At 56.2% G+C, this 19520-nt stretch carries 17 protein-coding genes; 10 read left to right on the top strand and 7 right to left on the bottom strand.

Annotation, left to right across the window (positions count from 1 at the left end; genetic code table 11):
- Positions 1-262: 262 nt before the first annotated feature.
- Both ACXADZ_RS18490 and ACXADZ_RS18485 read right to left on the bottom strand, forming a co-directional pair.
- Complete coding sequence (locus ACXADZ_RS18490) at positions 263-1321, bottom strand: ABC transporter ATP-binding protein (protein WP_171185488.1); 1059 nt, start codon at positions 1319-1321, stop codon at positions 263-265.
- A complete protein-coding gene (locus ACXADZ_RS18485; RefSeq protein ID WP_171671303.1) occupies positions 1318-2124 on the bottom strand; it encodes an IclR family transcriptional regulator in 807 nt (268 codons plus the stop codon). The genes ACXADZ_RS18490 and ACXADZ_RS18485 overlap by 4 nt, the downstream gene beginning before the upstream one ends.
- A 140-nt stretch (positions 2125-2264) precedes the next feature.
- Between ACXADZ_RS18485 and ACXADZ_RS18480 the strand changes: the two genes are divergently transcribed.
- From ACXADZ_RS18480 to ACXADZ_RS18435, 10 genes are all read left to right on the top strand, one after another.
- Complete coding sequence (locus ACXADZ_RS18480) at positions 2265-3524, top strand: ABC transporter substrate-binding protein (RefSeq protein ID WP_171185487.1); 1260 nt, start codon at positions 2265-2267, stop codon at positions 3522-3524.
- Positions 3525-3617: 93 nt separating this feature from the next.
- Positions 3618-4544: a carbohydrate ABC transporter permease gene (locus tag ACXADZ_RS18475; RefSeq protein WP_171094759.1), complete on the top strand. Its 927-nt coding sequence runs from the start codon at positions 3618-3620 to the stop codon at positions 4542-4544.
- 1 nt (position 4545) lies between these two features.
- Complete coding sequence (locus ACXADZ_RS18470; protein ID WP_171094761.1) at positions 4546-5394, top strand: carbohydrate ABC transporter permease; 849 nt, start codon at positions 4546-4548, stop codon at positions 5392-5394.
- Positions 5395-5416: 22 nt separating this feature from the next.
- Entirely contained in the window at positions 5417-6757 is a 1341-nt protein-coding gene (melA, locus tag ACXADZ_RS18465) for an alpha-galactosidase (RefSeq protein WP_475198714.1), read from the top strand.
- A 57-nt stretch (positions 6758-6814) separates the two neighbouring features.
- On the top strand, positions 6815-8521 hold the full coding sequence (locus ACXADZ_RS18460) for an IlvD/Edd family dehydratase (RefSeq protein WP_475198711.1): 1707 nt from the start codon (positions 6815-6817) through the stop codon (positions 8519-8521).
- Positions 8521-9285: an SDR family NAD(P)-dependent oxidoreductase gene (locus ACXADZ_RS18455; RefSeq protein ID WP_171185484.1), complete on the top strand. Its 765-nt coding sequence runs from the start codon at positions 8521-8523 to the stop codon at positions 9283-9285. The genes ACXADZ_RS18460 and ACXADZ_RS18455 overlap by 1 nt, the downstream gene beginning before the upstream one ends.
- A 4-nt stretch (positions 9286-9289) precedes the next feature.
- The gene (locus tag ACXADZ_RS18450) at positions 9290-10177 is read left to right on the top strand and encodes a 2-dehydro-3-deoxygalactonokinase (protein ID WP_475198708.1); all 888 of its coding nucleotides are present in this window, start codon (positions 9290-9292) and stop codon (positions 10175-10177) included.
- A complete protein-coding gene (locus ACXADZ_RS18445) occupies positions 10174-10779 on the top strand; it encodes a 2-dehydro-3-deoxy-6-phosphogalactonate aldolase (RefSeq protein WP_475198707.1) in 606 nt (201 codons plus the stop codon). The genes ACXADZ_RS18450 and ACXADZ_RS18445 overlap by 4 nt, the downstream gene beginning before the upstream one ends.
- On the top strand, positions 10776-11636 hold the full coding sequence (locus tag ACXADZ_RS18440; RefSeq protein ID WP_475198703.1) for an SMP-30/gluconolactonase/LRE family protein: 861 nt from the start codon (positions 10776-10778) through the stop codon (positions 11634-11636). The genes ACXADZ_RS18445 and ACXADZ_RS18440 overlap by 4 nt, the downstream gene beginning before the upstream one ends.
- Positions 11633-13549: a beta-galactosidase gene (locus ACXADZ_RS18435; RefSeq protein WP_475198702.1), complete on the top strand. Its 1917-nt coding sequence runs from the start codon at positions 11633-11635 to the stop codon at positions 13547-13549. Before ACXADZ_RS18440 ends, ACXADZ_RS18435 begins: the two co-directional genes overlap by 4 nt.
- A gap of 40 nt (positions 13550-13589) precedes the next feature.
- Here the strand turns inward: ACXADZ_RS18435 and ACXADZ_RS18430 are convergent, their stop codons facing one another.
- The 5 genes from ACXADZ_RS18430 to ACXADZ_RS18410 all read right to left on the bottom strand — a co-directional run.
- Positions 13590-14861, bottom strand: coding sequence for an ABC transporter permease (locus ACXADZ_RS18430; protein ID WP_475198699.1), 1272 nt, complete (start codon positions 14859-14861; stop codon positions 13590-13592).
- Entirely contained in the window at positions 14858-15778 is a 921-nt protein-coding gene (locus tag ACXADZ_RS18425; RefSeq protein ID WP_475198697.1) for an ABC transporter permease, read from the bottom strand. Before ACXADZ_RS18425 ends, ACXADZ_RS18430 begins: the two co-directional genes overlap by 4 nt.
- 11 nt (positions 15779-15789) lie before the next feature.
- The gene (locus ACXADZ_RS18420; RefSeq protein ID WP_171094784.1) at positions 15790-16902 is read right to left on the bottom strand and encodes an ABC transporter ATP-binding protein; all 1113 of its coding nucleotides are present in this window, start codon (positions 16900-16902) and stop codon (positions 15790-15792) included.
- Between the two features lie 115 nt (positions 16903-17017).
- Positions 17018-18142 carry an extracellular solute-binding protein gene (locus ACXADZ_RS18415; protein ID WP_171094786.1) on the bottom strand — a complete coding sequence of 375 codons (1125 nt, stop codon included), beginning with the start codon at positions 18140-18142 and terminating at the stop codon, positions 17018-17020.
- Between the two features lie 126 nt (positions 18143-18268).
- Positions 18269-19520, bottom strand: a 1252-nt coding sequence (locus ACXADZ_RS18410; RefSeq protein WP_475198694.1) for a beta-galactosidase, incomplete at its 5' end; no start/stop codon positions are given.

Below are 19520 nucleotides of genomic sequence, written 5' to 3'. Positions count from 1 at the left end.
AGCGCGGCGCGGGAGGGGCGCGATCACGATACCGCCCCTGGGTGACTCTGTTTTGACAGGGCTTCCCTTAAATCAGGTTTGGCTTGGAATCAATTGCCTACATGCGCGCGTTTTGCCACGGGTCGGATTTGGATGCTGCCTGATGCAATAGTTCATACCTTTCGCGCATTCGCCGTAAGCGGACCAGTTAAAGATCACAAAACGCGAGTTTGTTAACGACTTATATGTGTCCTGGCAGAGTTCGGCGCCCCTGTATTGCTTGCTACCGAAACCTCTGCCCTGTCTCGGGGTCGAACACCATGGCGCGTTCGGGCAGGATTGAAATGCCGATCCGGTCACCCGTTTTGCTGCGTTGATCGTCCCGCTCCTCGACAATCAATTTGTCGCCATTTGGTGTCAGCAGATAGGAATAGGAAACGCCCCCTAACGCCTCGGTTAGATCCACTGTGCAGATCTCCGCCGACCGGTCGATCTGGATATGTTCCGGGCGCATCCCCAAAGTTACTTTGCTCTGTCCGGCAGGAACCGTTGCAGTGATCGGCAATGGCTGAGCCAAGGCAGGATGGGTAACGTGCCCATCGGCATACTCACATTCCAGGAAGTTCATCGCGGGTGAGCCAATAAAGCCGGCAACAAAGCGGTTGTCGGGATCTCGGTAGAGGTCCATTGGGGCACCCACCTGCTCGATACGACCATCGCGCAGGACTACGATTTTGTCGGCCATAGTCATCGCTTCTACCTGGTCGTGTGTCACGTAAATCATGGTAGCGCCGATTTCCTGATGTAGACGCGCGATCTCGACCCGCATCTCGACCCGCAACTCGGCGTCCAGGTTCGACAAGGGTTCATCAAACAGAAAAACCTCTGGTCCGCGAACAATGGCCCGACCGATTGCAACCCTCTGCCGTTGACCCCCTGACAGAGCCTTGGGTTTACGCTTGAGGTATTGATCCAGCTTCAGAATGTTCGAAGCTTCCTGAACCTTCTTATCAATCTCGGGTTTTGCGACACCGTTCATACGCAGGCCGAACCCCATGTTTTCGGCGACCGTCATGTGCGGGTAAAGCGCATAGGTTTGAAACACCATCGCGACCCCACGTTTTGCAGGGTCCATATGCGTGACGTCCCGCGCACCGATGTGAATCTGACCTTCCGAGGTCTCTTCAAGCCCTGCAATCATGCGCAACAAAGTGGACTTGCCGCATCCCGAGGGGCCAACAAAAACGCAGAACTCACCATCGTCGATCTGCAGGTCGATCCCGTGAATGACCTGCGTCTGACCATACCGCTTGATCGCCTGGTTCAGAGTTACTCCTGTCATGTCACTTGCATCCTGTCATTGCTATGGTTTGGACCTGTTTCGGGAAAGCGCCATGCCTGCGCTTCGGCCCCGATCTGTTCAGCCACGCGGCGTACACGCGGCACCCAGGCTTCGAGTTGTTTGAAATTCATCCGTTCCGTCGAGCCTGTCACGGAAATCGCGCCCAGCATTCGATTGTTCGACGTCAACACCGGGCAGGCGATACAAATGATGCCGGGTTCGTGTTCTTCGTCGTCTACCGCAAATCCCCGGGCTCTTATCCGATCAAGATCTTCACGCAGCGCCTGTTCGGAAGTCAGGGTTTTTTCGGTGAAACGGTGATAGCTTTGCTGAGAAATCACCCTGTTCAGCGCGTCTTCCTCTAAAAACGCCATCATCGCCTTGCCGACCCCGGTGCAGTAAGCAGGGCCGACTTTGCCAGCTTGCGAATACATTTCTATGGGCTGCGCCGCATTGCGTTTGTCGACATACAGAACCTGCCCCGAATCGAGCTGTGCCAGGTGCACGGTTTCCCCGGTTTCCCGGCTCAGCCCATCAAGAAACGGACGAGCAATCGGTGCCAGAGAACTTTGTGTCCATGCAGCATGGGCCAGCCGAACCAACCTCATTCCAGGCGCATAGGTTTGTCTGTCCGGGTCGTAAGACAACATTCCCTGATTCGTCAGAGATTGAAGGAATCGGTAGAGCGTTGCCTTGGGAAAGGCACTGCTGTCCAGCAGTTCAGAAAACCGCACAGGGCGTTGAAATGCCGCGACGTGATCCAACACGTCACATGCTTTGCCTATGGTTCCATCACCTGACACGAGCTTGCGTTCTCCTCCGTTTTCCATCGCTTCCTCTCGATGGGTCTTGACAAGACTAACCGAGTCGATGTGTAGTTTTCAATATATAAAACTTGGTTTCAATATTTGGAACCTCACATGGGAGCAACAGGGAGGAGACCATGTATTCCACTTTCAAGCGCACAACGGCTGCGCTGGCGCTTGGCGTCGCAATGGCGGCGCCAGCAGCTGCGGAACTGACCGGAGAGCTGCGCATTTTCTTGGACACGTCAAACCCGGCGCCGCGTGCGACGATGGAAGCGATGATCGAGCGGTTTGCGGAACAGCATCCAGGTTTGGAAATCGAAACCACCGTGATCGACCGCGAAGCTTATAAAACGCAGATCCGCAATTTCCTTACGGCCGACACTCCGGACGTGGCCACTTGGTACGCAGCCAATCGCATGAAGCCGTATGTTGAGGCTGGCCTGTTTGAAGACGTTTCAGACCTGTGGGCCGAGCCTGAAATTGCCGAGAACCTGGCTTCGACCAAAGGCGCGATGACTATCGATGGCAAGCAGTGGGGTGTGCCATACACCTACTATCAGTGGGGCGTTTACTATCGCAAAGACATCTTTGATGAGCTGGGTCTGAGCGAGCCGACGACCTGGGAAGAAGAACTGGCCAACTGCCAGAAGATCGTCGATTCAGGTCGCGCCTGCTATACCATCGGCACCAAGTTCCTGTGGACCGCCGGTGGCTGGTTCGACTACCTGAACATGCGCACCAACGGGTTTGACTTCCACAACCAACTCGCCAATGGCGAAATCAGCTGGGAAGATGATCGAGTCAAACAGACCTTCGCCAACTGGAAACAGCTGATCGACATGGGTGCGTTCATCGACAACCACCAGACCTATAGCTGGCAAGAGGCCCTGCCCTTCATGGTCAACGGCGAAGCCGCTGCTTACCTGATGGGCAATTTCGCCGTTGCGCCGTTGCGGGATGCGGGGCTGACGGATGATCAACTGGACTTCTACCAGTTCGTTTCGATCAATCCTGACGTCGAATTGGCCGAAGACGCGCCGACAGACACGTTCCACATCCCGGCCAATGCGTCCAACAAAGAAGCCGCGCGTGAGTTCCTGCGCTTTGTGGTTTCGGCAGACGAGCAGACCGAGATCAACAATGGTGCAAACCTTGGTCAGCTGCCTGTGAACGCGCAGTCTTCGGTGGATGACGACAAGTTCCTGCAGCAGGGCTTCCAAATGTTGTCATCCAACAGCCCGGGCGGTGTCGCTCAGTTCTGGGATCGCGATGCTCCGGCTGAAATGGCCAAAGTGTCGATGGAAGGCTTCCAGGAATTCATGGTCAAGCCGGACAATGCTGATCGTATTCTGGCGAAACTGGAACGCGCTCGTCAGCGCATCTACGACAACTAAGCGGATCGGGCCGGGCTAATTGCCCGGCCTACCTATCCCCTGAAATATAGGACGGGCTTCAGTCCGCCACCCCTTATCACCCGGAACACCGTCATGACCGTTGCCGCCGACATCCCAGAACAAGAAAGCTGGTTTCACCGCAACCAGCAGCGAATTGCGCCGTGGTTGTTTCTGGCACCGGGCCTGCTGTTCTTCATGGTCTATGTGATCATCCCGGTATTCCAATCCTTCAACCTGTCCCTTTACGAATGGGACGGTTTGGGCGCAGCCGAATATGTCGGGTTCCGGAATTACGAAGACCTGTATTGGGAATGGGTGGATCGGGACGCTTTTTTCATCTCGCTGAAAAATAACCTGATCTGGCTGGTCCTTTATCTTCTGGCGATTCCGGCGGGCCTGTTCATTGCATTATTCCTGAACCAGACGGTTTGGGGCATCCGCCTGTACAAGTCCCTGTTTTTCTTCCCGTTCGTGATCTCTCAGGTGGTCGTCGGCCTTGTATTTACATGGTTTTATGACCCGACCTTCGGGCTCTTGAACGAATTCCTTGGTTTCTTCGGCCTTGGCCCGCTGAATGTGCTAGGCGACGAACGGTTCGTCACCTATGGCATCATCTTCGCCGGTCTTTGGCCGCAAACCGCATATTGCATGATCCTGTATCTGACGGGCTTGAACGCTGTGGATCCGGAACAGATCGAGGCCGGGCGATTGGATGGCGCAAAAGGGTGGAGAATGCTGTGGCATATCATCCTGCCACAATTGCGCCCCGCCACCTTCATCGCTTTCGTAGTTACAATCATCGGCGCGTTGCGCAGCTTCGACCTGATCTCGATCATGACCCAAGGCGGACCCTTCGGATCATCTCGGGTGCTGGCCTACTACATGTTCGAGGTTGCCCTGTCTGAATACGGCTTCCGCATGGGATATGGCGCGGCCATCGCGGTGATCCTGTTCCTGATCATGCTCTGCTTCATCGCCTACTTCCTGTGGTCGATGTACCGCGAAGAAAAGGGGCACTGAAATGTTTCCCAAACCCATCGAAAAACAACCTCGCGCGGCGCAGATCACCTATCAGGCCATGCTGCCGCTGGCCCTGTTGCTATGGCTTGGTCCATTGCTGGCGGTTGCCCTGTTTTCGGTCAAACCAGCCGCAGACTTCACAAACGCCAACTACTGGGGATTGCCATCAAGCTTTGAAGGTGCGTTCAACTATGGGCAGGTGTTCTTCAACTCGGACATGCCACGCTATCTGTTGAACTCGTTCATGATCACCGTCCCGACGGTGATCGGAGCTGTCGCGCTAAGCTGCATGACTGGCTTTGCGCTTGGGATCTACAAGTTCAAATCAAACCTCTGGATCTTTTTCATGTTCGTTGCGGGCAACTTCGTACCCTTCCAGATTCTGATGGTGCCTGTCCGTGATCTCACGCTTGAACTCGGTCTCTACAATACCAAAACCGGCCTTGTCCTGTTCCACATTGCTTTCCAAACCGGGTTCTGCACCCTGTTCATGCGGAACTTCATTCGCGCCCTGCCCTTCGAGTTGATCGAAGCTGCGCGGGTCGAGGGTATCAGCGAAATCCGTATCTTCTGGTATGTCGTTTTGCCCTTGATGAAGCCTGCAATCGCTGCGCTCAGCGTGCTGATCTTTACCTTTATCTGGAACGACTATTTCTGGGCCGTTGTTCTAACCCAAGGCGCAGAAAGCCAACCTGTTACGGCGGGGATCACCAGTTTTAACGCCCAGTTCAGAGCTGCTTACCAATTGATGAGTGCAGGCTCGATCGTCGCAGCCCTGCCGCCTGTTGCCATGTTCTTCCTCATGCAGAAACACTTCATCGCGGGCCTGACCCTCGGCGCAGTAAAATAACGTCAAACCAAGAGTTTGTAAGATGACAAAGATCACCTTTATCGGTGCAGGTTCCACGATTTTCATGCAGAATATCGTTGGTGACGCCCTGCTGACCCCTGCGCTGGCAAACAGCCACTTTGCGCTTATGGATATTGATCCCGAGCGGCTGGCCGAAAGCGAAGCTGTGGCGCGCGCCATGATCCGCTCGGTCGGCACGGGTGCGACTGTTTCCACGCATACAGACCGACGCGCCGCATTGCACGGCGCAGATTTTGTCATCACTGCCTTTCAGATCGGTGGGTATGAGCCCTGCACGGTCACCGATTTTGAGATACCCAAACAATATGGTCTCCGCCAGACCATCGCCGACACACTGGGCGTCGGCGGCATCATGCGCGGGTTGCGCACGGTTCCGGTGTTGTGGGACGTCGCACGCGACATGATGCAGCTGTGCCCCAACGCGACGCTGCTACAATACGTGAACCCTATGGCAATCAACACCTGGGCGCTGGCCGAACAATTCCCGGCGCTGAAACAGGTTGGCCTGTGCCATTCGGTTCAGAATACGGTCGAAGAAGTGGCCCATGATCTTGACCTGCCCAAAGACGAGTTCCGCTACAAGGTTGCCGGTGTAAATCACGTCGCGTTTTTCCTGAAACTCGAACATCAGGGGCGCGACCTCTACCCCGCGTTGCGGCAAGGCTATGCAAGTGGCCAAATTCCCAAGGCTCCGCTGCTGATGCCACGCTGCCCCAACAAAGTGCGTTACGAGGTCATGGATCACCTTGGCTATTTTTGCACTGAAAGCTCGGAACATCTGGCGGAGTACGTCCCGTGGTTCATCAAGGACGGACGTCAGGACCTGATCGAGCAATTCTCAATCCCGCTGGACGAGTACCCGACCCGCTGCGTTGAACAGGTGGCCAACTGGAAAGAACAAGCCAAGACATTGACCGACTGTCGTGACATTGAAGTCATCCGCAGCCACGAATTTGCCGCTGACCTGATGAACGCCATCGTCACGGATACGCCCTATACAGCCTATGGCAACTTGCCCAACACCGGCCAAATTCCCCAACTTCCACTGGGCGCAGCGGTTGAAACGCCCTGCCTAGTCGACAGCAACGGTGTGCAGCCTTCGGTCATCACCGATATCCCGCCGCAACTGATTGCCTTAATGCGCACTCAGATCAACGTGCAGGAACTGACCGTTCGGGCTCTGATCGATCAGAACCCCGAATACATCTATCACGCCGCCATGATGGATCCGCATACCGCGGCCGAACTCGACCTGCGCCAAATCCGCAACCTGGTGAGTGACCTGTTAACAGCCCATGCCGACTGGCTGCCCGATTGGTGCCGCCCCGCGCGGGCCGCCTGATCTTCATCTTTTTGAAAATACTCAATTCCAACCGCAGCCAAGAAAAGTACCGCAAAAATGACAAAACGCCGCTCACAGCATTGGTACGGAAAGCTCGACAAGGACGGGTTCATTCATCGTTCCTGGATGAAAAACCAGGGCTTTCCCGATCACGCTTTCGACGGGCGACCTATCATTGGAATCTGCAACACGTGGTCGGAATTGACCCCCTGCAACTCGGGCCTGCGCGATCTCGCCGAAGGGGTCAAACGTGGCGTGTGGGAGGCCGGTGGCTTTCCGGTCGAATTCCCCGTTATGTCACTGGGCGAGACGCAGATGAAGCCGACCGCCATGTTGTTCCGCAATCTGTTGGCGATGGACGTCGAAGAAAGCATTCGTGCTTACGGCATCGACGGCGTTGTCCTTCTGGGTGGGTGTGACAAGACAACACCGGGGCAGTTGATGGGCGCGGCTTCGGTCGATCTGCCGTCAATCGTGGTCAGCTCTGGCCCGATGCTGAACGGCAAGTACCGCGGGCAGGATATCGGCTCGGGCACGGATGTTTGGAAATTCTCGGAAGCCGTCCGTGCTGGAGAAATGACCCTACAGGATTTCATGAACGCCGAATCCGGCATGTCTCGCAGTGCAGGCGTTTGCATGACAATGGGAACAGCCTCCACTATGGCATCGCTGGTTGAGGCGATGGGTATGTCCCTGCCTACCAATGCTGCCCTGCCTGCCGTGGATGCCCGCCGTATGGCGCTGGCGCATCTGACCGGCAAAAGGATCGTCGAGATGGTGGACGAAGACCTGAAACCCTCGGACATTCTGACCAAAGAAGCTTTTGAAAACGCCATTCTGGCCAATGCCGCCGTGGGTGGGTCTACCAACGCCGTCGTTCATCTGTTGGCTCTGGCAGGCCGTGTTGGCGTTGATCTGACGCTCAAGGATTTTGAGATCGGATCGGAAATTCCCCTGTTGGTGAACTGTATGCCTTCGGGCAAATACCTGATGGAGGACTTCTGCTACGCAGGCGGGGTTCCCGTCGTGCTGAACGAGCTTAAACCTTTCCTTCGCCCGGCAAAAACCGTGTTGAACAAGGACATTTCAGCCCATTATGAAGGGGCCGAGTGCTTCAACACGGACGTCATCCGCCCTTTCAACGATCCGGTGAAACCTGCCGCCGGTCTGCGCGTTTTGCGAGGCAACTTGGCGCCCAACGGGGCCATCGTGAAGCCTTCGGCGGCGACTGATGAACTTCTGGAAACGGAAGCCGAGGCTTATGTTTTTGAAAATATTGAGGACCTGAAAGCCAATATCGACCGGGATGACTTGCCCGTCACACCCGAAACCATTCTGGTTCTGAAGGGCTGCGGCCCCAAAGGGTATCCCGGCATGCCCGAAGTTGGCAACATGCCGATCCCGGCCAAGCTGGTGAAAGAAGGTGTGCGTGACATGATCCGCATCTCAGACGCGCGCATGTCCGGTACCGCTTATGGCACCGTCATTCTGCATGTCAGCCCCGAAGCGCAAGCCGGTGGAACACTGGCACTGGTGAAAACCGGTGACCGCATTCGTATCTCGGCCAGCAAAGGTGAGATGGAATTACTGGTTGATGAAGTGGAACTGGACGCGCGCCGCACCGCGTGGCAACCGGACGAACCTCACTATACCCGCGGTTATGCGAAACTTTATATCGACCACGTTCTGCAAGCCGATCAGGGGGCCGACCTTGATTTCCTTGTGGGCAAAGACACACGCCTTGTGACCAGAGAGAGCCACTGATGCCACAACCAGCAACATTTCACGACCTGAACGGGGCGTCCGTTTACATCACAGGCGGTGGCTCCGGCGTAGGCGCTGCGCTGACCGACGGTTTCATGGCTCAAGGCGCCAATGTGGCCTTCATCGGTCGCTCGGATGCCAATGCGTTTGTCGAAGAGATGCGCGACAAACATGGCCGCGCCCCCCTTTTCATGCAGGGTGACATGACGGACACCCAACTGCTGCACGCTACTATGCAAAAAGCAGCTGAGGCGCATGGGCCCTTGAACGTGTTGGTCAACAACGCGGCCAACGATCAGCGGCACGCCTTGGGCGAAACAACGCCAGAGTTCTGGGACTGGATGATCGAGGTCAACCTGAAAGCCTATTACTTCGCCTGTCAGGAAGCGGCCCGGCAGATGAAAGAAGGCGGAGCGATTATCAATTTCAGCTCGATCAGCTACATGATGGGCAACGCAGGTTATCCAATCTACACGACATCAAATGCCGGAATTACCGGTATGACACGCTCGTTGGCGCGCGAACTTGGGCCGCAGAACATCCGGGTCAACGCTCTGGCCCCTGGCTGGGTTCTGACACAGAAACAGCTGGACATGTGGGCCACGCCCGAGGATTTGGCTGCACATCTGGATCGGCAGTGCCTGAAAGAGCATCTGACACCTGACGATATGATTGCACCCACCTTGTTTCTGGCGTCTAAGGCCAGCCGCGCGATGACCGGGCAATGCATGGTCGTTGACGGTGGCGTTGTTGTAACGGGGTGATGGGATGAAAGCAGATTGGATCGCTGTTGATTGGGGCACCTCTCATCTGCGGGCTTGGGCCATGCAGGGGACTGAGGTTCTGGATCAGGCGCAGTCCGGTGCTGGTATGGCTCATGTTGGCAAAGGTGGATTTCAAGCGGCTTTGCTGGATCTCATTGAAACGTGGCTTACAGATACCCGCATCGATGTGATTGCCTGCGGTATGGTCGGAGCACGGCAAGGCTGGGTCGAAGCACCTTATGGCGCTGTTCCAACCCAACCTCTGCCCGGTGCGCCGGTGCAAGTTCCAGACACCGATCCGCGCATCCGCGCTTTTGTCGTGCCAGGGTTGAAACAGGTAACACCACCGGACGTTATGCGGGGCGAAGAAACGCAGATCGCAGGGTTTCTTGCCGGGCGGCAGAATTGGGATGGGGTGATCTGTTTGCCCGGAACGCATACAAAATGGGTTCAGGTCAGCGTGGGCGAAGTTGTCAGCTTTCGGACGTTTATGACGGGCGAGATGTTCGACCTGTTGTCGGGGCAATCGGTGCTCCGGCATTCGGTTTGCGAAGGTTGGGATGAGAACGCATTTGTGGACGCCGTTGCAGATACACTGTCCAAGCCCGAACAACTGGCAGCACGCCTATTCGGTCTACGCGCTGCAGACTTGTTGCAAGGACAGGACAAAGGCACCGCGCGCGCGCAGCTTTCGGGGTTGCTGATCGGTGCCGAACTGGCCGCCACCCGACCCTATTGGTTGGGACAACAGCTGGCCGTGATTGGTGCCGACGGTGTGTCGCAGATCTATGTAACTGCTCTTAAATTGCAGGGCGCGTTTGTCGAAACTGAAAACGTCACTGCGGCAACGCTGGCAGGGCTTGCTCTGGCAAAAGACAAGGTGAATTCATGAGCCGTCCCATCATCGCCATTCTTCGTGGGCTTAATCCGACCGAGGCCGAAGCCGTTGGGCACGCGATACTTGACGCAGGGATTGACCGGATCGAAGTACCGCTCAATTCGCCCGACCCGTTAGACAGCATCGCCATTCTGGCCGGGTCATTCGGGGATCAGGCACTGATCGGAGCGGGCACTGTGTTGTCCGTCGATCAAGTTGAAGCTGTTTCAACTGCTGGGGGCAAACTGATCGTATCGCCAAACTATGATGCCGGCGTCATTGGCCGTTCGGTCGCTTTGGGGATGCAAAGCTGGCCGGGTATCTACACCCCGACCGAAGCCTTTGCGGCCTTAAAGGCCGGGGCGACAGGGCTAAAGCTGTTTCCCGGAGTGATGGCAGGACCCGCCGGACTGGCCGCTTTGCGCCCGGTTTTGCCTGACGGTGCGCTGGTCTTTGCCGTGGGTGGTGCGGGACCTGAGAATTTCGATCAGTGGATCAAGGCCGGTGCGGATGGGTTCGGGATCGGATCGGCGCTGTATAAACCTGGGATGGACGTGACCGAAATCGCTGATCGCGCCCACCAGATCGTTGCCGCCTATGACAAGGCGGCGGGATGAGCACTGTTTTCGACGATCGCCCCTGTGAACTGGGCGAAGGCCCTTTGTGGCACCCCGAACGGCAACAGTTGTATTGGTTTGACATCATCGGCAAACGCCTGATGACCCGTGACGGGCAAGAACCGCATAGCTGGGCATTTGATGAACATGTCTCGGCCGCCGGGTGGGTAGACCGCGATACGCTGCTTCTGGCGTCGGAAACGGGGCTTTGGCGTTTTGACCTCAATACTGCGGATCGCAGCCTGATCACGCCATTGGAGGCAGGCAACCCCGTGACCCGCTCGAACGATGGCCGTGCTGATCCTTGGGGTGGATTCTGGATCGGAACGATGGGGAAGGAAGCCGAACCCGGGGCAGGATCGATCTATCGGTTCTGGAAAGGCGCGTTGAGGTGTTTGGTTGCGGATGTGACAATCTCAAACGCGATCTGTTTTGCTCCGGATCGGTCGGTTGCATATTTTTGCGATACCGTGACGGGGCAGGTTCGGCGTTGGAAGCTGGACGCGGAAACCGGTTGGCCTGAAGGGGATCATACGGTCTTTCTGGACCTTCGGGCCGAAGGGTTGAACCCTGACGGTGCTGTGGTTGATGCCGCTGGCAACATCTGGATTGCCCAATGGGGTGCCAGCCGGGTTGCCTGTTATACATCTGAGGGACAATTCCTGCGTGCCGTTTCTTACGACGCGGCGCATACATCCTGCCCGGCCTTTGGCGGCAGTGATCTGAGTACGCTGTTCTGCACAACAGCGCGTCAGGGGTTAAGTGCCGACGAAATCGAAGCGCAACCAAACAACGGAATGACCTTTGCCGCGCTGAATGTCGGGCGGGGTCAGGCAGAACACAGGGTCATTTTATGAAGCCGGAACTTGGCGTTTGCTATTATCCCGAACACTGGCCCGAGGCGATGTGGGCGGAGGACGCTGCACGCATGATTGCCACCGGCCTGACCTGGGTTCGGATCGGTGAGTTTGCATGGAGCCGTATGGAGCCTCAGCCGGGTCACTTGCAACTCGGATGGCTGGATCGCGCGATCGAAACGCTTGGTTCCGCCGGATTGAAGGTGGTGCTGGGCACGCCAACGGCAACGCCGCCCCGCTGGATGGTGGATAAACACCCGGATATGCTTGCCGTGGATGAACAGGGGCATCCCCGTAAGTTTGGGTCGCGACGGCATTATTGCTTTAGCCATCAAGGCTATATCGACGAATGCTCACGCATTGCCCGTATCATGGGCGAGCGATATGGCCACAACCCACACGTGGCGGCATGGCAGATCGACAACGAATACGGGTGCCATGACACGACGGTCAGCTACAGCGCCCCTGCTCTGCACGCGTTCCGACAATGGCTTGCGAAACAATACGAATCCATAGAGGCGCTCAACACTGCATGGGGCAATGTGTTCTGGTCGATGGAATACGCCAGCTTCGATCATGTCGACCTGCCCAATCAAACCGTGACCGAGCCAAACCCGGCCCACGTTTTGGCGTTCCGGCGGTTCAGCTCGGATCAGGTTGTGGCGTTCAACAAGGCTCAGGTTGACGTCTTGCGGCAGCTGACCGACGTCCCGCTGCTGCACAATTACATGGGCCGCGTTCTGGATTTCGATCACTTCGAGGTCGGTGCAGATCTGGATATTGCAACCTGGGACAGCTACCCAATTGGGTTTTTGTCGGATCGGCTGGAAGATGACGACAGGCACAAGATCGCTTTTCTGCAGCAAGGCGACCCGGATATGCAGGCGTTTCATCATGACCTTTACAGGGCCGTCGGACGCGGACGTTGGTGGGTGATGGAACAGCAACCCGGCCCCGTAAACTGGGCGCCTTATAACCCGGCGCCCCTTCCCGGAATGGTACGGCTGTGGTCTCTTGAGGCCGTTGCTCATGGCGCTGAAGTGGTGAGCTATTTTCGTTGGCGACAAGCTCCCTTCGCGCAAGAGCAGATGCACGCAGGCTTGTTGGCGCCGAATGACCAACCCGCGCCTGCTTTGACCGAAGCCCGCCAAACCGCAGATGCTCTGTCAGAATTGGGTGAAGTGCGGCAAGAGCAAGCCAAGGTGGCTATCGTGTTCGACTATGCATCGGACTGGGCATGGGTCACTCAGCCGCAGGGGGCCGGATTTGATTACTTTCGATTGGTCTTTGCGGCCTATCGCGCGCTGCGCCGCGTGGGGATGTCGGTGGATTTCGTATCTACTCATGACCTCTCAGGAAAATACGATCTGATTCTTGCGCCGGGTCTGGCGACGCTTGGTCAGGATTTGGAGAGCCGTCTGCAATCGGCATGTAAACTCGCCATCCTTGGCCCCCGAAGTGGTGCCATAACGGGCGATTTCCAAATTCCCGAGAATGGCCGCCCCGGATTGAGTGCATTGGACTGTGACGTCGATCTGGTCGAAACGCTTCCTCCGACGGTAGAGCGACCTGTTAACGGCGGTGGCGCGGCGTTGCACTGGGTTGATCGACTGTCAGGTTCCGCCACGGACTTGCTGAATTTCGAAGATGGGGCAGCCGCGCTCAAAGGGGAAAACAGGGTTTGGTATCTGGCAGGATTTCCTGATGAAACGCTTTGGGATCGGGTTATTGCGATGGCGGCAAGGCACACAGGGTTGAGCGTGCAGGCCATGCCTCAAGGCCTGAGGATGCGCGAGACAGCTGATCATGTGTTCCTGATCAACTACAACGCAAGCCCGGTGATCTGGAATGGGCAAACTGTTCAAGGATGCGATGTCGCCATCCTGAAACGCAATCCGCCCGGACAGGGTTGATCCTGATCCGGGCGGATGCCTTGGCTATCAACCTGCGACGCTAGTCGTCGCTTTGCAGGCTGTTGGGGTCGAAGACGTTGCCGAACCCGCTGTTGTTCGATGGGGCCGGGTCGGCCTCGGACGAACCATCGTCGCTTTCGCTTTCGTCTCCGCCCAGTGAGTTGGGGGCAAACACGTTTCCAAAGCCACTGTTGTTCGACGGCTTCGGCGTGGACTGTGCCCCGCCCTGTTCGGCTTCTTCGGCTTCGCGCTGCCTGCGGCGCTCTTCGCGTTGCTCGCGCAGTTGCTGAATGCGCTGTTCGGCCTCCAGCTGTTTCTGCTCGCGTACGTCAGCAATGCACTGACCAGGGTCGTAGGCCGTTGCGGTGCCGACAACCGTGATCGTTGCAATCACAAAAACAACCACCAGAACCGCAGCTGCGTTTCCGGCAAAGAAGCTGGGCAATTTGATCTTGCCTGCCAGTTCCTCAACCGTTGCGTTCTTGCGCGCCGCTGCCACCAGTTCCTGACGCTTTAGCTTGGCTTCATTCAGCAAGGCAAAGAACACGGTCAAGGCCACGATGATAAATGCCAGTGCAGAAATCGCGGGTGTGATGCCATAGCGGACCTTCTGGGCCAACTCGATCGTCAGCGTCGGGTACTCACCAAACGTGAAGGTGGTGGTGTTGTAGTTCTCGAACGAAGCGAGGAATGCCAGCACCGCCGCCGAGGCAATCGCCGGGCGCATGAACGGCAGCAATATCTTGCGGAACGCCTGTGCGTGGCTGGCCCCAAGGTCCAATGCTGCTTCGGTCAGGGCAATATCGTAGCGCTGCAATCGCGCCACCAGCACCAACATGCAATAGCTTGCGATAAAGGTGGACTGGCCGATCACCGTCAGGAAGATACCGTTCGACAGAAAGCTATCTGCACCCAGCCCCAGCATCCGGTTGATCCGGTCCCAGAACACCAGAGTCGAGATACCCAGAACCACACCGGGGATCAAGATTGGCGCAATGATGATGGTATAGTAAGTCGCGCGCAGCTTGGGCCAGATCTGCGTCAGCATCAACGCGCCCGCCAGTCCCATTGCTACCGACAGGATCACTGTCCCCAGACCGACAATCACCGAGTTCTTGATGCCGTTCAGGATACGTTGATCCTGAAACAACTCACCAAACCACTGGAAGGTCAGACATTCCCATGGGCTCATCCTTGGGAAACCGGATGAGTTGAACGCGGTGATCGACATGATCACAAGCGGTCCCAGCAGATACAGGAAGAAGATCGCCAGATATGCCCAGACACTTATACGGAGGAAGGAATTGTTCATTTCCCGATATCCCCCATGTTCACCTTGAACAGGCGCATGACTGCCAGCACGAACAGGATACATGTCACCAACAGAACGATGGCGTAGGCGGCACCCTGAGGCCAGTCATTGTTGTCGTTGAACTGCTGATAAATCAGCTGCGTGAACCAAAGCGACGACGGTCCGCCCAGAATCTGAGGTGCGGCCAGCGCACCGGCACTGAGCATGAAAACCATGGTACAGCCTGAACTGATCCCCGGCTTCGCATAAGGAATGACCACACGCCAGTGAATCCGCCACCACGGCGCACCTAGGTCACGGGCGGCCTCGATCTGGTTTTTATCGAGACTTTCTATGACGTTATACATCGGGAAGACCATCAGAAGGATATAGGCGTAACCCAGACCGGCATAGAGCGCGATGTCGTTTCGGATAAAATCAAACGGCATATCCCAGATTCCCAAGCCCATGAACAACGTGTTCAGCACCCCGGTTTCACCAAAGATGATCCGCAGGGCAAAAGCCCGCAGGATTTCGTTGATCCAGTAGGGGATGATCAGCATGATCGCAAAGATGCGGATATGGCTGCCTTCGGATTGCCCAAGGTAATAGGCGATTGGATAGCAGATAATCAGGTTGAAGATCGTCACACAAACTGCTGCGACAAGGGTGCGGAAAAACACCCTCAGATCGACTGTGTTGTAGTCCTGACTGCCACCTTCTGGGCCGTAAATCAGATACTTGTAGTTCTCAAGCGTATAGACGTCCTTGGGGCCGCCGATCTCGGGCGGCGGAAGGTTCGGACGGAACGAAAAGTCCAACATCGACAGCTGCGGCAGGATAATCAGGCCGATGGTCCAAAACAGGACCAGACCCAAGATCGCCAACCCCATGCCCGTGCCATTGCGGTTGAAGAATTCTTTTAGAAACTGGGGCATCTGCTACACCCCTACTCTGCGGCCAGTTCACCCGCTGGCACCAGAACCGCATTGCGGGTCTCGTATTCCAGCGTGATAGTCTGGCCGGTGTGGTCTTCAAAGGACTGTCCGAGGTTTGGCAGAGACACTTTGATCTCTTTGCCACCATCGCCTTCGGTGAAGATATTGAAGACGTTTCCTTCGAACTCCTCGTGCTTAACCCGGGCGGTCACGAAATGGTCCCCTGTGCTGCCATCCGGAGCGATGGTAAAGGCTTCGGGGCGCACGAACATCATCGCGTCGTCGCCCTCTTTCATCTTACCCTGATTGGCTGTTGAAATGCGCGCCACCAGTTCGCCCGATCGGTTGGTCGCAATGAGCGCTTCATTTCCCATGACTTGTTTAATTTTACCGCGGAATACGTTGTTTTCGCCAACAAAAGAGGCGGCAAACGCGGTGTTCGGGTCGTTGTAGATAGTTTTGCCATCCGCAATCTGATCAATCACGCCTGCACGCATGACCGCGATGTTGTCCGACATGGTGAGCGCCTCACCCTGATCGTGGGTGATGTAGATAAAGGTGATACCCACGCGCTGCTGAATCTCACGCAGCTCGGTCCGCATGTGCTGACGCAGTTTCAGGTCCAGTGCCGACAGCGGCTCATCTAGCAGCAAAACATCAGGCTCAGCGCAGAGCGCACGAGCAATGGCCACACGTTGGCGTTGTCCGCCGGACAGTTCGCTGGGCAGTTTGTCGCCCTGTCCCGGCAGCGCGATCATGTCCAGAAGCTCATCGGCTCGCTTACGACGTTCGGCTGCACTGGCGCCTTTAATTTCCATCGAAAAAGTAATGTTTTCCCACACTTTCATCAGCGGAAACAACGCCAGGTTCTGAAAGATCAACGCCGTGGGTCGCTTGTTAGGGCCGATGCCACGCATGTCATTGCCGCCGATCAGCACTTTGCCTTCACTGGGCTCCAGAAAACCTGAAACGGCGCGCAGGATCGTCGTTTTGCCACAGCCCGATGGCCCGAGAAACGAGAAGAAATCGCCCCCGTTGATGTTCACATTCGCGTCCCGCACAGCGACGAAATCACCAAAGCGGATCCACAGGTTTTCAAGATCGACGCCGACCCCTGCACTCATTTTAGGTATCTCCCTGAGGTGCGCATTGTCTTCGCACCACATTGCTTTCCGTCACGCCGGGACGGCGCGCAGATTGTGGCCCCCCGCGGTTTGCGGAGGGCCGTTTTCTAAGCGGTTAAGCGCTTTTGAACTTGTTGACGAACTCGGTCCGTGTTTCAGCATACCAAGGCGCTTCGGCCGGCCACGGGTTGAGGTTGGCCAGCGAGTCCCCCGGATAGGCTTCGGCAAAGTTCTTCTTGTAAGTGTCGCCCGAATATTGATCGGCACCCAGAACCGGCGAGTTGTATCCATGGCTGTCGATAGCAACACCAGCAGGTTTCGCCTGATAGGCAAAGTCAATGAACGCGTAGATCTGATCGATATTCGCAGCACCTGTTGGAATCGACATACCGTCAACCCAGGCCATCGCACCTTCGACAGGCGCCTGGTAGTGCACGGGCTCACCGGCGGACTTCAGCGCCAGTGGCGGGCCATCCCAAGTTTGGCCAACGATCACACCTTCGTTCAGCAGACCGTTCTTCTGCGTATCGGCGTCATTCCAGATCAATTTGATGCGATCCTTGCGCGCGATGCACCAGTCGGTGATCTGACCCCAGACTTTGCGCATTGTGTCTTCGTCACCATACGCAGCCCAGACCGAGCCCGGCTCCATTTCGCCAGAACGCTCCATGAACAGACCCGCGCCCAGCATCATCGAATGCGCGCGACCCATTGTCTTGCCCGCGTTTTCTTCCGACCAGACATCGCCATAAGACGGCGCGTCACCTTCCGGCAGCCACAAATCGGTGCGATACGCGATACCTTCTGTGCCCCAGATATGCGGCAGCCAATGCGCGCCTGATCCGCCGAAGTTCCAAGCGTCAGTACCGATCTTGGCCATTGCCGGGTTCACCAGATCAATCGGAACCTTGTTCATATCAAAGGGTTGCAGCAGCTCCAAAGGTTCCCACTGCAAAGAGCGGTTGTTGGTGGGCGAGACAATGTCAAAGCCCTGGCCCTTGGTGGCCTTCATCTTGTTGATGATTTCTTCGTTCGAGCCGATGCCGGTGTAGTTGACTTTGATGCCGGTCAGGGTCTGAAACTCTTCGATAAAGCTAGGTGGAAGATAGTCCGACCACATCAGAATGTTAATCTCACCCGAAGACGCCAGCGCGCTCTTGCTGTACAGCGGTGCCGCCAAAGCAGCTGCGCCCGCGCTTTTTAGCACCGAGCGTCTGGAAAGAGTCGATTTATCAGCCATTAGAATTCTCCCATTGATGGACTGTTTTGTTTTTATTTTTTGTTTATAGGACTTTCCGTGTCAGTACGGCAGTCCAAAAGTGACAGTTTTCAGAAATCTTAAGTCCAGTTCCTTACAAGAACACGTTCAGATTGTTCTTTTTGGTGTCACATCTTCTTGCCAAACAGCCAAATCCCTGGCGCCAACTGGATCAGCACCCAACAAAAACGTGCGGTGCTCTCCGACGGGCAAGTGTTTCGGAACGTCCCCAAAATTGAACGCAAAATGCAAGTTTCCACGCCGGGTCAAACGAATGTCAGGATCGCATTCCAAAGTGCTTATGCCAGCCCATTCCATTGCCTGTCGCAAAATGGACAAAAGCAATCTGTCGCGAGGGATCATGGCCAAATAGATCGCCCGGTCTGATCGAACGACAGCAGGGCTTCCGTCGCAATAGGCGCTGTCAAAGCGGGCAAGAACTTGTTCCTTGGTCTCGACAATCTCGCGCCATCCGCAGAAAGCAAACCGTTGACCGTCGGCCAGTTGCACAGTCTCTTGCGCCAAATGTGGAAGAGACTCGACACGGGTCACACGAACTCCGGTCAGCGCGGCCAAAGCACCGGGTGCGAGGTTTTCTGGGGTATGCATCCAAGGCGTTTTGCTGCCGGACCGCGCCCCGATCACCAGTTTCGCACCCGAATCAGAAATTCTGGCGGCAAGGTTTGCACTGACAATCATGCTCTGAGGAAGAAGGATAAGCGCGTAGCCATCCAAATCATCTTCCGGCCCGAGGAAATCGACGTCTGCGCCAAGCTGGCGCAAGCCCGCATACCATTCTCGGAAAATATGCGCGTTCGGAAAGTCCTCATCATGTGGCAGGATGTCCGCCGCCCAGATCGAACTATAGTCCAGCAGTATCGCCACCTTGGCCTTGCACCGTTCAACGGGGGGCAGCGCGTTGCGATCTTTCACGATCTGGGCCAGTTCTGTTGCGGCTTGATCCGGGCTGTTATCTGAACGCAGCAAGGCGGTATGGTATTGTTCCTGTGCAAATTTTGCTTGCCGCCAGCGAAAGAACATAACCGCTTGCGCCCCATGAGCATAAGCTGCCCAAGTCCAAAGCCGCACTATACCCTCAGCCGGAGCGGGATTCTTAGCCGCCCAGTCCACCGGCCCCGGTTGCTGCTCCAGAATCCACATCCGGCCACGTCCCTGACTGCGATACAGATCGCAATGAAAGCCCTGATAATCTGGAGCACCTGTTCGCAGATATCGACGCTTTTCGTCATCGGACAAGGTCGAACCCATCAGGTTCCCCAACGGATAGCTGTCGAATCCGACAACATCCAAATTTGCGGCGACGGCATGGTGGTCGAACTCGAAACTGCCGGCCATGAAG

The sequence above is a fragment of the Ruegeria sp. ABM4_193 genome (assembly GCF_056158705.1).
The sequence above is the reverse complement of the archived record's forward strand: the minus strand, read 5'-3'. Positions and strand labels throughout refer to the sequence as shown.